Origin of the sequence: Bradyrhizobium rifense (assembly GCF_008123425.1) — a bacterium.
GTDB classification, from domain to species: domain Bacteria; phylum Pseudomonadota; class Alphaproteobacteria; order Rhizobiales; family Xanthobacteraceae; genus Bradyrhizobium; species Bradyrhizobium rifense.
Genome location: NZ_VSSS01000024.1, coordinates 105,138 through 120,134 on the forward strand (window position 1 = coordinate 105,138; position 14,997 = coordinate 120,134).

Genomic DNA, 14,997 nt, shown 5'->3' on the forward strand with positions numbered 1-14,997 from the left:
CGTGACAAAAGACCCGCAAGCAAAGCGCAAGCCGGAAAATTGCGCCTTCATCATCTTTGGCGTCACCGGCGACCTCACCCATCGCCTGGTGATGCCCTCGCTCTACAATCTCGCAGCCGAGCACATGCTGCCGGAAAAGTTCTGCGTCGTCGGCGTGGCCCGCAACGGCCAGTCCGATGACGAGCTGCGCGACAGCCTGCTGAAGGGCCTGAAGCAATTCGCGACGCGGCCCGTGGACGACGACATTGCCCGGAAGCTGCTGGAATGCGTGACCTTCGTCGAAGCCGATGCGAAGGACCCGCCGTCGTTCGACCGCCTGCGCGAACATCTGGATTCGCTGGAATGCGCGCAGGACACCGGCGGCAATCGCCTGTTCTACCTGGCGACCCCGCCCGCCGCTTTCGCGCCGACCGCGCGCGAGCTCGGCCGCACCGGTATGATGAAGGAGAACGGCGCCTGGCGGCGACTGGTGATCGAAAAACCGTTCGGTACCGACCTCGCATCGGCCAAGGCGCTGAATGCCGAGCTGCTGAAGATCATGGAAGAGCACCAGATCTACCGGATCGATCACTATCTCGGCAAGGAGACGGTGCAGAACATCCTGGTGCTGCGCTTCGCCAACGGCATGTTCGAGCCGATCTGGAATCGCAACCACATCGACCACATCCAGATCACGGTGGAGGAAAAGCTCGGCGTCGGCCATCGCGGCGGCTTCTACGACGCTACCGGCGCGCTGCGCGACATGGTGCCGAACCATCTGTTCCAGCTGATGTCGCTGGTCGCGATGGAGCCTCCGGCGCGCTTCGACGCACATTCCGTGCGCTCCGAGAAGGCCGAGGTGCTTTCCGCAATTCAACAGCCCACGGAAGAAGAAGCACTGAGGCGCTCGGTTCGCGGGCAGTATCTCGCCGGTCGGATCGGCGACGACGATATCATCGACTATCGCAAGACCGAGGAGGTCAAGCCCGGCAGCACCACCGAGACCTATGTCGCGCTGAAACTTCTGATCGACAATTGGCGTTGGGCCGGCGTGCCGTTCTATCTGCGGACCGGCAAGGCGCTCGGTCACAAGCGGACGGAAGTGGCGATCAAGTTCAAGCAGGCGCCACTGTCGATGTTCAACGGGACCACGGTCGACCGTCTCTCGCAGAACTTTCTCACCATCGGCATCGCGCCAACCGAGACCATCGAGCTTCAGTTCAACGCCAAGATTCCTGGGCCGAGCATCACCATCGACGGCGTCGAGATGAAGTTCAAGTACGGCGACTATTTCCGTGCCGATCCTTCGACCGGCTACGAGACGCTGATCTACGACTGCATGATCGGCGACAACATCCTGTTTCAGCGCGCCGACGGCGTCGAAGCCGGATGGGAAGCGGTACAGCCGTTCCTCGATGCCTGGAAGAGCGCAGGCACCAACGGCATCGAAACCTATGAGGCCGGCAGCGATGGCCCCGCCTGCGCCGACGAGCTGCTGCGGCGCGACGGCCGAAGCTGGCGGAAATTTTCGTGATGGCAGCGGCCGGAGAGCCGAAGCTGATCGTCGTCGCCGATCCTGAGGCCCTGGCGCAGGCCGCGGCCGAGCGGGTGATGGCTCTGATTTCGGCCAATCCCGGCCGTATCGCAATCTGCCTCACCGGCGGCTCGAGCCCGAAGAAGCTCTATCAGCTGCTCGGCAGCGACGCCTGGCGCGGCAAAATCCCCTGGGATCGTGTGCACTGGTTCATCGGCGACGAGCGTTTTGTCTCGGAGAGCGATCCCCTGAACAACATGGCGGTCGCGCGCGCGACCTTTCTCGACCGCAATGCGCCGGCCGGACACATCCATCCGATCCCGACCACGGCCGAAAACCCGGACGAGAGCGCCGAGGCCTATGCGCGCAAGCTAAAAGCCTTCTACGGCTCAGACCAGCTCGATCCGGCGCGGCCGCTGTTCGATCTGGTGCTGATGGGCGCCGGCCCTGATGGCCACACTGCATCGCTGTTTCCCGGCTATCCCGCCGTCGAGGAGACCGCGCGCTGGGTTGTCGGCGTGCCAAAAGCCAACGTCGCGCCCTTCGTGCCGCGGGTCTCGCTGACGCTGCCTGCGCTGGCCTCATGCCGCGAGATGCTGTTCGAGATTGCCGGGCATGACAAGCAGCCGATCTTGACGCGCCTCCTCAATGGCGAGACTCTGCCGGCTGTACGCGCGCGCTCGAATGGTGAGACCGTCTGGATGGTCGACCAGGCCGCGCTTCCGGAGGGAATTCGTGGCGGGCGCTAAAGCACCTTGTGCGTTGATCGTGATGGGCGTGTCGGGTTCGGGCAAGAGCACGGTGGCGGAATTGCTCGGCAAGCGGCTCGGCTGGCGATTCGAGGATGGCGACAGCTTTCACCCCGCGAGCAATGTCGCGAAGATGCGGGCCGGCCATCCCCTCACCGACGAGGACCGCTGGCCATGGCTCAGCGCCATCGCCGACGAGATCGCGCGGGTCTGCAACAAGGGCGAGCACGTCATCATCGCCTGCTCGGCGCTCAAGCACACCTACCGCGACGTGCTGCTGCGCGGACGCGACGACGTGCGCTTCGTGTTCCTGAAGGGCACGCAGGAGCTGATCGCCGACCGGCTCGCGCACCGCAAGGGCCATTTCATGCCGCCCGGGCTCCTCACCAGCCAGTTCAACACGCTGGAGCCGCCCGTGGCGAGCGAACATGTCATCACGGCGTCGATCGACGAATCGGTCGAGGCGATTGTGGACGGCATCGTGCGGCAATTGAAAATCGACGGCGGAAAAAGCAGGGCTCAGCCATGACCAAAATCTCACTCGTGGTTTCCGACGTCGACGGCACGCTGCTGACCAAGGACAAGACGCTGACGGACCGCGCACGGTCCGCGGTGCAGCGGCTGCACCAGGCCGGCATCGGCTTCACCATCACCTCCAGCCGCCCCGCGATCGGCATGCGCTTTCTGATCGAACCGCTGGCGCTATGGCTGCCGGTCGGCCCGTTCAACGGCTCCTCGATCGTCGACCCTGAGATGAATCCGGTCGAGCAGCATTTGATCCCGAAAAGCGCGGCCGAGCGCAGCTTGCAAATCCTCCGCGAGTTCGGCGCCGACATCTGGCTGTTCACCTACGACAAATGGCTGATCGACAACCCGGCCGGCAAATATGTCGCGCATGAGCAGCACACGATCCGCTCCGAGCCGACCATCGTGACGGATTTTTCGCCCTACCTCGCCAGCGCCTGCAAGATCGTCGGCGCCAGCGCCGATGCGGCAGGGCTCGAGGCTTGCGAGAAGGCGATGCAGCAGGCGCTCGGCAGCGAGGCCACTGCCGTCCGCTCGCAGACCTATTATCTCGACATCACCCCGCCCGGCTTCGACAAGGGCACCTTCGTGCAGGCCATAGCCAAGCGGCTGGGAATCTCCACCGACGCGGTCGCCACCATCGGCGACATGCAGAACGATCTCGCGATGTTCCGCGTCAGCGGCACCTCGATCGCCATGGGCAACGCCACCGACAGCGTCAAGGAGCAGGCGACCAACGTCACCGCGACCAACGAGCAGGATGGTTTTGCGGAAGCGATGGAGATGATCTTGACGCGGAACGGGGCTGGTTAGCTCACTGCTTCGACCGCTGCATCGCCGGCTTCTCGCTCGAGTGCCTCGCCGCCGAGAGATTATGCGCGGTGTTGATCAGCGCGATGTGGGTCAGCGCCTGCGGGAAGTTTCCGGTTTGGCGGCGCGCGACGGAATCATACTCTTCGGCCAGTAGCCCGACATCGTTCGCAAGTCCCGCGACGCGGTCGAACAGCTTTTGCGCCTTGTCGAGATCGCCCGCGAGCACATGAGCGTCGGCCAGCCACAGGCTGCAGGCCAGGAACGCGCCCTCGATCGGCTGGATCTCCTCGGAGATCTCGCGCGGATCGTGTCGGAGCACAAAGCCGTCGCGCATCATGTGCCTTTCGACCGCGGCGATGGTGCCACCGATGCGCGGGTCGTCCGCCGGCAGGAAGCCGACCGCCGGCAGCAGCAGCACGCTGGCATCGAGCAGTTTTGAGCCATAGGATTCGACGAAGGCGTTCTCCTCGGCGTCAAAACCGCTGTGGCAGACATCGCGGTGAATGGCCTCGCGCAGGGCGCGCCAGTGCAGCAGCGGCGCCTTGAAGCCAAAGGTCTCGGCGCTCTTGATGCCGCGGTCGAAGGCGACCCAGGTCATGACCTTGGAGAAAACGTAGTGCCGGGGCTCGCCGCGGCGCTCCCAGATGCCGTGGTCGGGCTGGTCCCAGACCTCGGCGAGATGCTGGAGCACGGCGCGTTCGAGTGCCCAGGTCGCTTCATCGTCGAGCTTGAGCTTGGCCATGCGCGACTGGTGGAAGGCGTCGATCAGCTCGCCGTAGACGTCGAGCTGGAGCTGGGCATGCGCGGCATTGCCGACGCGCACGGGCTGCGCACCCTCATAGCCGTCGAGCCAGCCCGCTTCCCATTCCAGCAGCCGGCGCTGGCCCCAGATGCCGTACATGATCTGCATATTTGCCGGCGAGCCGGCGGCGGCGCGCAGCAGCCAATTGTGCCAGGCCGAGGCTTCCTCGGTATAGCCCGAGTTCATCAGGGCCAGCAGCGTAAAGGTGGCATCGCGTAGCCAGCAAAAGCGGTAGTCCCAGTTTCTGGCGCCGCCGAGCTTTTCCGGCAGCGACGTGGTCGGCGCCGCGACGATGCCGCCGGTGGGGCCGAACGTCAGCGCCTTCAGCGTGATCAGCGAGCGCATGATGAGGTCACGATACTCGCCGTCATGCGTGGAGCGGCTGGACCACTCCTGCCAGAATTTCTCGGTCTCCTGCAGCGCGATCTCCGGATCGATCGGCTCCGGCGGATCAAGATGCGAGGGACCGTAGGTCAGCACGAACGGCACGGTCTCGCCGGCCTTGACCTCGAAATCCGAAACGGTGGTTAGATCCTCACCGCGTGTTTCGACCGGCGTACGCAGCACCGTCATGTCCTGGCCGGCAACCGCCAGCAGCGAATGGTCGATCCGGCGCACCCAGGGAATGTCGACGCCGAAGCCGAAGCGGATCACGAGCTCCATCCGCATCTTCACGGTGCCCGTGAGGCCGCGCACCAGCCGCACGATGTCGGAGGCCTTGCCGCGCGGCGGCATGAAATCGATCAGCGCGACGGTGCCGCTCTTGGTCTCGAAGCGCGTTTCGAGGATGAGGGTATCGCCGAGATAGCGGCGCGAAATCGCGGTCGCCTCGTCGCTCGGCGCGACCAGCCAGCGGCCATTCTTGTGCGTGCCAAGGATCGCGGTAAAGCAGGCGTCGGAATCGAAGGCCGGCCAGCACAGCCAGTCGATCGAGCCGTTGCGTCCGACCAGCGCTGCGGTTTCGCAGTCGCCGATCAACGCATAGTCCTCGATCTTCTCTGACAATGTTTTGCGAGCCTTGGAAAAACCTCGGCTGTTCAACTCCCGCCGGGCAGCGAACGTTCCCGCGTCGCGGCCTTCAAAGCCGCGAGATCGACCCTCGAGGCGATCTTGTCGAGCGTAACCGGCAGGCGCTGGCGCCAGTTTGGATGCTCGTCGATCGTGCCGGGAATATTGGGCTGGTCGATCACGCCGAGCAGGTCCTCCATCGACACCGCGAGCAGCCGCGACGGCGTGCGCGACAGGAAATTGAGCACCGAATAGAGATCGTTGGCGGCGATGCCGTTCTGGCGCAGGATCTGGTCGAGCCCGCCGAGCGCATTCCAGCGCGCCTGGTCGTCCTCGCCGGGATCGAGCCCGAGCGAGCGCTTCATCCTGAGATCGCTGAAGGAGCGCCAGCCCGCGTAGGTGCACAGATCATGCGTGTTCAGCGTGACCAGCGCGTTCGGCCGGTAGTGGTCGATGTTGCGGAACTGGCCGGCATCGTCGCGCTCGAACATCATGACGAGATAGGACCAGATGCCGAAATCCTGCATGGTCTCGCGAAAACCCTCCGGCACGGTGCCGAGGTCTTCGCCGATCACGATGCATTTATGGGTGACGCTCTCGCGCACGACCGCGGCCAGCAGCGCCTCGAGCGGCATCTGCACATAGGCGCCGTTGTCGGGCTTGAAGCCGCGCGGCACCAGATAGAGCCGCTTCAGTCCGAGCACGTGATCGAGCCGGATCGCGCCGGCATGCCGCATCGAGGCGGCCACCATGTTGGCGAACGGCACGAACGATTGCGCCTCGAGGCCGCCCGCGTTGAAGCCGGCCAGCCCCCAATCCTGCCCGACGGTGTTGAGCACGTCCGGCGGCGCGCCGACCGCAAGGTGGCGGGAAATCGCCGTCTGCTCGTTCCAGGCATCGAAGCCGTTGGACTGTACGCCGACGGCGACGTCGAGATAGAGCCCGACGCGCATGCCGAGATCGGCCGACAGCTCCTTGGCGGCACGCAGTTGTGCGTCAGCGGTCCATTGCACGAATTCGACGAACTCGACCTCATGCTTGTCCGGACCCTTGCGAAGCTTGGCGCATTTGGCATCGTCCGGTTGCTGCCATTCCACCGGCCATTCCCACCACGGCGTCGTGAAACGATGCCGCAGCACCTCGAAGCAGGCAAAACGCGACAGCAGCGGCCCCCGGTCGGCGCGGAAGGCATCGAACTGATTGCGGCGGACACCGCTCGCGGTTTTCACGAAACTGTCAAAGGCGGCGCGCAGGCCCAGCCATTTCAGCGCCGCCATATCGGCATAGGGCACACGATCACCTTCGCGCAGCCGCGCAGCGGTTGCGGTCGCGTCCGGGATCAGGTCTGCGGAAAATTCCGGGATGGCCTCGACGTCGATGTAAAGCGGATTGAGAAACAGCCGGCTGTTCGGCGAATAGGGGCTGCAATCGGCCGGATGATTATCAAACAGAACATGCAGCGGATTGAGCCCGACGCCGTCGGCGCCCAATTGCTTGGCGAGCCTGACCAGGCCCGCGAGATCGGTGAAATCGCCGATCCCCCAATTGCGGTCAGAGCGGACGCTGTAAAGCTGCACGGCGAGCAGCCAGCCGCGGTCGAAATCACCGCCGAAGGCGCGCTCGGGCGCCACGATCATCGGCACCTCTTCCGTCACACCTTTGACATCGGTCAGCGTCAGCCGGTGATAGCCAAGCGGCAGGCCGTCGGGCCAGGCGATCACCGGCTCGCGCGTCTCGCCTTGCGCGATCACATTGCCGTTGCCGGTGACTTTCCATTGCAGCGGCGGTGCGCCGATGGCCGTAAGCTCAGTGCGCGGATGACCCAGCGCGCGAACCACGACCGGTCCGCTGACGAAGCGATAGACCCGTTTCTCCGGCAGGGCATCCAGGATGGATTTGAGCGCCTCGGGCGCGGTGGTCCGCAGCTTTCCGAGGGCATCGACGAATTCGGATTGAACGCCCTTGATCCGGGCTTGAGCTAAAAGGTCCATTCGGCACGCAGCTTGCAAGCCATCAACTGGCCGGGGGAAACGATTTTAACGTGATCGCGGAAGAGGTTAGTCGGACTTAACTCACAAACCGCGCCTCCCGTTCCCAGGGGAACCAATGACACACAAGCGGCTTTCTATATAGGTACCAAGCGTAGGTTCCCGACAAGGGAAACGGGCCCCTGCACTCTTGTCAATGGCATCACCGTGAACAAGACAATTCAAACTGTCGAGAGTGCCGCTTCGGGCAGCGCTTTCCTCATCGAGGATATCTATCCGTTGATCGATGGCGGCCGCTTCGCCGTGAAGCGGATCGCGGGCGATCGGGTCGAGGTGTGGGCCGACATCTACCGCGACGGCGACGCCACAATCAGCGCCGCGCTGATCTGGCGCGGCGAGCAGGAGCGTGAATGGCGGCGCGAAATCATGATCCATCACGGCGATGACCGCTGGTCCGGCGCCTTCGTGCCGACCGAGCCCGGCCAATATGCCTATGCCATCGAAGCCTGGACCGACGAATTCGCCACCTGGCGCCATGGGCTCGAGCGCAAGCAGCTGTCCGGCGGCGACGTCACGCTCGATGCGATAGAGGGTGCTGGCCTGCTGACCAAGGCTCATGGCGCGCGACAGGACGCCGCGGCCGTGATCGTCAGGCAATGCGAAAACTATCTCGGCAGCGGCGATGTCGCACCGCTGCTTGCGACCGAATTGGGCGAGGCCATGGCCGAGAGCCAGGCGCGCCCCGACCTGACCCGCTCGCCGAACTTCCCGCTGATCATCGACCGCGACAGGGCGCGCTTTGGCGCCTGGTATCAGATGATGCCGCGCAGCCAGAGCCAGGTCTCCGGCCATCACGGCACACTCCGCGACTGCATCGCGCGCGTGCCCGATATCGCCGCCATGGGCTTTGACGTGCTGTATTTCACGCCGATCCACCCGATCGGCCACACCCGCCGCAAGGGCCGCAACAATGCTGCCGTGGCAACCGAGGCCGAGCCCGGCTCACCGTATGCGATCGGCACGACCGAGGGCGGGCACGACGCGCTGCATCCGGAGCTAGGCACCATCGAGGACTTTCGCGCGCTGGTCGCGACCTGCCTCGAATACGGCCTCGAGCTCGCGCTCGATTTCGCCGTGCAATGCTCGCCGGATCATCCCTGGCTGACGCAACACCCGGAATGGTTCAAATGGCGGCCGGACCGTTCGGTGCGCACGGCGGACGGCCCCTATTCGGATATCGTCATCCCCGACTTCGCCTCCGTCGACCGGATCGGACTGTGGAACGCATTCCGCGATGCCATGCTATTCTGGATCGACCATGGCGTGACGATCTTCGCCATCGACAATCACGACACCGCGCCGCTTCCGTTCTGGGAGTGGCTGATCCGCGACATTCGCCTGCGGCATCCCGAGGTGATCCTGTTCTCCAAGACGTTTGCGCGACCAAAGCTGATGAAGGGTCTCGCCAAGCTCGGCTTCGCGCAGTCCTTCAGCTATTTCCCCTGGCGCACGGCGAAGGGAGAACTGGAGCAATATCTCGGCGAACTGACGCGATATCCCGAGCGCGACTTCTATCGCCCAAATCTGTTCGTCAACACGCCGGACCTGCTGCCCTATCATCTCCAGAGCGGCGAGGCCTGGATGTTCAAGTCGCGCGCGGCACTGGCGGCAACGCTGTCGGGCAATTACGGCCTCTATAGCGGGTTCGAGCTGCTCGAGCACGAAGCCGTCCCCGGCCATGAAGAATATCAGGATTCCGAGAAGTATCAGATCAGACAGCGCGACTGGGACAAGGCCGGCAACATCAAGCCCTACATCACTGAACTCAATCGAATCCGCAACGACAACGCGGCGCTTCAGCAGACGACACATCTGCGCTTCCTCGGCATCGAGGACGGCGAGACCATCGCCTTTGTGAAAGAGGCGGCCGATCCGGCCAACACTGTCGTCGCGGCCATCGCCCTCTCGCGCCATGCGCGCGAATTCTGGTTGCCGCTCGGCGACCTCGCCATCGACGTCGGCGGCGAACGCCGCCACGTCACGACAATCGAAAATCTCATGACAGGCGAGCAGTCCCGCATCGAATGGGGCGGGATCAGGTTGCGTATCGATCCCGACCGCGATCCGGCACTCATGTTCCGCTGCCTGGCGTAAGGATCACGCCATGAATGTATTGTCTTCCGTAGACACCCAGAAGGCCGAGGCTGCCGAGACCGTGGATGACCTGTGGTACAAGGACGCCATCATCTACCAGCTCCACGTCAAGGCGTTTGCCGACAGCAACAATGACGGCATCGGCGATTTCGCGGGCCTGACCGAGAAACTGTCCTATCTGCAGGATCTCGGCGTCACCGCGCTGTGGCTGCTGCCGTTTTACCCCTCGCCCGGTCGCGACGACGGCTACGACATCGGCGACTACGGTTCGATCAATCCCGATTTCGGGACGATGAAGGACTTCAAGCGCTTCATCCAGGAAGCGCAGAAGCGCGGCCTGCGCGTCATCACCGAGCTAGTGGTCAACCACACCTCGGACCAGCACAATTGGTTCAAGCGCGCGCGCCGCAGCCCTGCCGGTTCGAGCGCGCGCGACTGGTATGTCTGGAGCGACACCGACCAGAAATACCAGGGCACGCGAATCATCTTCACGGATACCGAGAAATCCAACTGGACCTGGGATCCCGAGGCCGGCGCGTTCTACTGGCATCGTTTCTTCTCGCACCAGCCCGACCTCAATTTCGACAATCCCCGCGTCGTCAGCGCCATCATCCAGGTGATGAAGCGCTGGCTCGACGCCGGCGTCGACGGCTTCCGGCTGGACGCCATTCCCTATCTCTGTGAGCGCGAGGGCACCTCGAACGAGAACCTCCCCGAAACGCATGCGATCATCAAGCGCCTGCGCCAGGAGCTGGATTCCTACTCCAAGGGCAAGCTGCTGCTGGCCGAGGCCAATCAATGGCCGGAGGACGTACAGGAATATTTCGGCCGCGGCGACGAGTGCCAGATGGCCTACCACTTCCCGCTGATGCCGCGCATCTACATGGCGATCGCGCAGGAGGACCGCTTCCCGATCACCGACATTCTGCGGCAGACGCCGGACATTCCCGCGAGCTGTCAATGGGCGCTGTTCCTGCGCAACCATGACGAGCTGACGCTGGAGATGGTTACCGACGTCGAGCGCGACTATCTCTGGACCACCTACGCCAACGATCCCCGCGCCCGCATCAATGTCGGCATCCGCAGGCGTCTCGCGCCGCTGATGGACAATGACCGGCGCAAGATCGAGCTGATGAACTCGCTGCTGCTGTCCTTCCCCGGCACGCCGATCATCTATTACGGCGACGAGATCGGGATGGGCGACAACATCTATCTCGGCGACCGCAACGGCGTGCGCACGCCGATGCAGTGGAGCCCGGACCGCAACGGCGGCTTCTCTCGCGCCGATCCCGCCCGCCTCTACGCCCCGCCGATCATGGACCCCGTTTACGGCTACGATTCGGTCAACGTCGAGGCGCAGTCGCGCAGCCTGTCCTCGCAGCTCAACGCAACCAAGCGGCTGATCTCGGTGCGCAAGTCGACGCTGGCCTTCGGCCGCGGCACCATGACCTTCATCCGCCCGACCAACCGCGCCGTGCTCGCCTATGTGCGGCAATATCGCGACGAGGTCATCCTCTGCGTCGCCAATCTGTCGCGCGCCGCACAGGCGACCGAGCTGGATCTGTCGCCGTGGAAAGACCGCATCCCGCAGGAGATGCTCGGCCGCACGCGCTTCCCACCGGTCAGCGAGCTGCCCTACATGATCACGCTGGGGCCTTACGGCTTCTACTGGTTCCAGCTCAACGAGCGCGACAAGTCCGAGCCGGTGACGCCGAGCGCCGTGCCGGAATTCGAGACGCTGGTGGTGCCGGTCAATTCGAATTGGGTGTCGCTGGCGCGCGAGCGCGGCGTGTTCGAGCGCGACGTGCTGCCGGGTTTCCTGTCGCGGACACGCTGGTATCCCGAGCACAATCCCAAGCACATCCATGCCACGCTGACCTCGGCCGTGCCGTTCAGCGACATCGGCGACAACCGGCCCTGGATCGCGTTCTTCGAAACGTCACAGGACGACGTCACGACACGCTACGTGCTGCCGATGCAGATCGAGTGGGTGCGCTTCGACCGCGAGCGCTTCAACCCGAAGGCGCTCGCCGCCGTGCGCCAGGGTGCGCGTGAGGGCACGCTGCTCGACGTCGCGACCGACCAGATCTTCATCGGGCTTTTCCTGCGGGGCTTGTCGCAGAACCTGGTGGTGGACGAGAACAATCTTCGGCTGGAGTTCAAGGCGACCAGCCGGTTCGCCGATTACACCATCAAGGAGCCGCAGCGCATCCGCGCCGTCGAGCAATCGAACAGCACGGCGCTGGTCGACAACCAATATGTCGCCAAGATCCATCGCCAGCTCGAAAGCGGCATCAATCCCGAGATCGAGATCGGCTGTTACCTGACCGAGGTCGCCCGCTTTGCCAATGCGCCGGCGCTGCTTGGCAGCGTCGAGCTGATCGAGGGCAATAGTCGCAGCGCGGTCGGCGTTTTGCACGCCTATGTCGAAAACCAGGGCGACGGCTGGGCCGTGACCACGGGCTATCTCGACCGCTACATCGATGAGCAGCGATTGGGGCCGGTGGACGAGATGCCCCGGGTCACCCAGGAGCAGGCGCCCTATCTGCACTTCATGGCGCAGACCGGCCGGCGGCTCGCCGAGCTGCACGTGGCTCTGGCCGCTGCAAAGCCCACCGCTCTCGCGCCGGAGCCGATCAATCCTGCGCACATCAAGCGCTGGACCTCGGACCTCAAGGCGCGCGCGGAGCGCGTTTTCGAACGGCTGGCTGACAGCCGCGATGTCCTGCGCGAGGGCGACCGTCCGCTGATCGACCAACTAGCTGCGGTGCGTGCGACCCTGCCCGACCACCTCAATGCGCTCTTGCCATCCGACATCGGCGGGTTGAACATCCGTCATCATGGCGACTTCCGCCTGGGGCAAACTCTGATCGTGAAGGACGACATCTTCATCATCGATTTCGACGGCGATCCCCGCCTGCCGCTGGCCGACAAACGGCGCAAGCTGCCTGCCGCACGCGACGTTGCGGGCCTGGTCCGCTCGATTGATCTTTCGGTTAACGCCGCACTTAACCGGGCGTTCTCCGGGGGCAGCGACGAGCAGGGCCGACTCACGGCCGCACTCGGCGAATGGCGCGAACACGCCACCGCGACCTTCCTTTCCGCCTATCGCGAGGCCATGACCGATCGCCGGCTTTGGCCGCAAGAGAACCATTCCGCGGAAGGCATGTTAAGATTTTTCCTGCTTGATCAAGCGTTCGACGAGGTAGAGTACGAGCTGTCCCACCGGCCGGAGGGGCTCAATGCGCCGCTGACCGGCCTGCTTCGCATTCTGTCCAGTGCCGAGAGCGAAGCCCATGCCTAAACTGCCAGCTGAAGCCTACGCAATCATCGAGGGCCGCCACTCCGACCCCTTCCACTATCTCGGGCTGCACCCCGAGGGGGACAAGAGCGTGGTGCGCGCCTTCCTGCCCGAGGCCTCCAATGTCGAGGCCGTCGGCGAGCATGGCGAGGTGGCAAAACTCGATCGCGTCCACGATTCAGGCCTGTTCATCGGCGCCCTGCCCAACGGCTCCAAGCACTACCAGCTCCGCGCCAAATTTGGCGACCACGTCGTCGAGTTCGAGGATGCCTACCGCTTCCCGCCGATCCTGAGCGATTTCGACCTCTATCTGCTCGGTGAAGGTACCCATCAGCGCATCTACGACAAGCTCGGCGCGCATCCGATGCGGCTCGAAGGCATCGACGGCATCGGCTTCGTCGTGCTCGCACCGAATGCGCGACGTGTGTCCGTGGTCGGCGATTTCAATTTCTGGGATGGTCGGCGTCACCCGATGCGGGTGCGCGGCGCCGGCTATTGGGAATTGTTCATCCCGAACGCCAAGGCTGGCGACCATTACAAATTCGAGATCATCGGGCCACACGGCCATCTGCTGCCGCTGAAATCCGATCCCATGGCGTTTGCCAGCGAGGTGCGGCCGAAGACGGCCTCCATCGTGTTCGATGAAGCTCATCTGCCGCGGCCGCGCCCCGCGCCCGACGGCATCAACGCGCTGTCGGCGCCAATGTCGATCTACGAGGTCCATCTCGGCTCGTGGCGGCGCAAGAACGGCGACGAATGGTTGACCTATCGTGAGCTCGCCGAGCAATTGCCGGCCTATGCCCGCGACATGGGTTTTACCCATCTCGAATTCCTGCCCGTGAGCGAGCATCCGTTCGACGGCTCCTGGGGCTATCAGCCGACCGGCCTCTATGCGCCGACCAGCCGCTTCGGCACGCCGGAAGATTTTGCGGCGCTGGTCGATGCCTGCCATCGCGAAGGCGTCGGCGTGCTGCTCGACTGGGTGCCCGGTCACTTCCCGGACGACCCGCACGGGCTCGGCAGTTTTGACGGCACCTCGTTCTACGAGCACGCCAATCCGCTGCAGGGCCGCCATCTCGACTGGGGCACGCTGATCTACAATTACGGCCGCACCGAAGTGACGAACTTCCTGGTGTCGAACGCGCTGTTCTGGCTCGAGCGCTATGCGATCGACGGCCTGCGCGTCGATGCGGTGGCGTCCATGCTCTATCTCGACTACAGCCGCCCGCCCGGCGCCTGGATTCCGAACCAGTATGGCGGCCGCGAGAACATCGAGGCCATCGCCTTCCTGCGTCGCTTCAACACCGAATTGTTCGCGCGCTTCCCGCAGGCGACCACGGCGGCGGAAGAATCCACCGCCTGGCCGCAGGTCTCGCGCCCGGTCGAGTTCGGCGGGCTCGGCTTCGGCTACAAGTGGAATATGGGCTGGATGCACGACACGCTGAATTACATCAGCAAGGATCCGATCCACCGCAAGCATCATCACGGCGACATCCTGTTCGGCCTGCACTACGCGTTCTCTGAAAACTTCATCCTGCCGCTGTCGCATGACGAAGTGGTGCACGGAAAGCGCTCGCTGCTCGGCCGCATGCCCGGCGACGAGTGGCAGCGCTTTGCCAATTTGCGCGCCTATTACAGCTTCATGTTCGGTCATCCCGGCAAGAAGCTGTTGTTCATGGGCGCGGAGATCGCGCAGAGCCGCGAATGGAATCACGATCAGTCGCTCGACTGGCACCTGCTCGAGTACAAATATCATTCAGGCATCCAGGCGCTGATCCGCGATCTCAACCGACTCTATCGCGCAGTGCCGGCGCTGCACCAGATGGATTGCGACCAGGCCGGCTTCGAATGGCTGATCACCAATGATGCCAACCGCAACGTGTTCGCCTGGCTACGCAAGGGTTTTGACGAGCACGCGCGATGCCTGGTGATCGTGAACTTCTCACCCAACGTCTATCGCAACTATCGCGTCCCCGTGCCCTTTGCCGGCAAGTGGAAAGAGGTGTTCAATTCGGACTCCGCCCATTATGGCGGCACCAATGTCGGGAACATCGGCGAGGTTCAGACCGTTGACGGCAAGGCGCCGGAGCTTCGCCTCACCATCCCGCCGCTCGCCGCGATCTTCCTCGTTCCGGAAAGCTGAC

The 14,997-nt window shown here is 63.9% G+C and carries 9 protein-coding genes; 7 read left to right on the forward strand and 2 right to left on the reverse strand.

Going from position 1 to position 14,997, the window contains the following annotated elements:
- Position 1 precedes the first annotated feature (1 nt).
- From zwf to FXB40_RS14265, 4 genes are read left to right on the forward strand one after another with little or no spacing between them, the layout of a single operon-like run.
- The gene (gene zwf, locus FXB40_RS14250; protein ID WP_148772818.1) at positions 2-1,513 is read left to right on the forward strand and encodes a glucose-6-phosphate dehydrogenase; all 1,512 of its coding nucleotides are present in this window, start codon (positions 2-4) and stop codon (positions 1,511-1,513) included.
- On the forward strand, positions 1,513-2,262 hold the full coding sequence (pgl, locus tag FXB40_RS14255) for a 6-phosphogluconolactonase (RefSeq protein WP_187436873.1): 750 nt from the start codon (positions 1,513-1,515) through the stop codon (positions 2,260-2,262). The genes zwf and pgl overlap by 1 nt, the downstream gene beginning before the upstream one ends.
- Positions 2,249-2,791 (forward strand): gluconokinase, encoded by a 543-nt coding sequence (locus tag FXB40_RS14260; protein ID WP_148772820.1) that lies wholly within the window; start codon positions 2,249-2,251, stop codon positions 2,789-2,791. The genes pgl and FXB40_RS14260 overlap by 14 nt, the downstream gene beginning before the upstream one ends.
- Entirely contained in the window at positions 2,788-3,600 is an 813-nt protein-coding gene (locus FXB40_RS14265; protein WP_148772821.1) for an HAD family hydrolase, read from the forward strand. The genes FXB40_RS14260 and FXB40_RS14265 overlap by 4 nt, the downstream gene beginning before the upstream one ends.
- A gap of 1 nt (position 3,601) precedes the next feature.
- On the opposite strand, the gene FXB40_RS14270 is transcribed toward FXB40_RS14265, so the two are convergent.
- Together FXB40_RS14270 and malQ are read right to left on the reverse strand one after the other, a co-directional pair.
- Positions 3,602-5,407: a glycoside hydrolase family 15 protein gene (locus tag FXB40_RS14270; protein ID WP_148772822.1), complete on the reverse strand. Its 1,806-nt coding sequence runs from the start codon at positions 5,405-5,407 to the stop codon at positions 3,602-3,604.
- 32 nt (positions 5,408-5,439) lie between these two features.
- Positions 5,440-7,401: a 4-alpha-glucanotransferase gene (malQ, locus tag FXB40_RS14275; protein ID WP_148772823.1), complete on the reverse strand. Its 1,962-nt coding sequence runs from the start codon at positions 7,399-7,401 to the stop codon at positions 5,440-5,442.
- Positions 7,402-7,605: 204 nt separating this feature from the next.
- Here malQ and FXB40_RS14280 point away from each other — a divergent pair, with 204 nt between their 5' ends.
- Genes FXB40_RS14280 through glgB form a run of 3 tightly spaced genes read left to right on the forward strand, consistent with a single transcriptional unit; the run spans position 7,606 to position 14,996 of the window.
- Entirely contained in the window at positions 7,606-9,552 is a 1,947-nt protein-coding gene (locus tag FXB40_RS14280) for a maltotransferase domain-containing protein (protein WP_148772824.1), read from the forward strand.
- A gap of 10 nt (positions 9,553-9,562) precedes the next feature.
- Positions 9,563-12,856 (forward strand): maltose alpha-D-glucosyltransferase, encoded by a 3,294-nt coding sequence (gene treS / locus FXB40_RS14285; RefSeq protein ID WP_148772825.1) that lies wholly within the window; start codon positions 9,563-9,565, stop codon positions 12,854-12,856.
- The gene (gene glgB / locus FXB40_RS14290; protein WP_187436874.1) at positions 12,849-14,996 is read left to right on the forward strand and encodes a 1,4-alpha-glucan branching protein GlgB; all 2,148 of its coding nucleotides are present in this window, start codon (positions 12,849-12,851) and stop codon (positions 14,994-14,996) included. The genes treS and glgB overlap by 8 nt, the downstream gene beginning before the upstream one ends.
- Position 14,997: the final 1 nt, after the last annotated feature.